Source organism: Acidovorax sp. Q11, assembly GCF_054950075.1.
Genome location: NZ_JBUDZG010000124.1, coordinates 1 through 263, shown reverse-complemented (window position 1 = coordinate 263; position 263 = coordinate 1). Strand labels below are relative to the sequence as shown.

At 60.8% G+C, this 263-nt stretch carries 1 protein-coding gene; it reads right to left on the bottom strand.

Annotated features, from left to right (window positions below; genetic code table 11):
* A partial coding sequence (locus ACYZGB_RS22965; RefSeq protein WP_462391297.1) for a transposase occupies positions 1 to 263 on the bottom strand: 263 nt, incomplete at both ends.

Here is a 263-nt window from a genome sequence, read left to right as displayed (position 1 = left end):
GCCGTGTAGATCGGCTTGATGGCCGTGGCCAGGCTCTTGCGGTCCTTCCATGACGCAAAGTCCAGGCTACCCCGGATCAGATGCACGATGCAGGTCTGCAGCGTCGTGGCCGGGAACACTGCGCCCAGCGCCTCTGGCATGCCCTTGAGGCCATCGGTCACGGCGATCAGGATGTCATGGACTCCGCGCGTCTTCAGGTCGTTGAAGACCTTCATCCAGAACTTGGCTCCCTCGGTGTTTTCGATCCAGATACCCAGGATGTC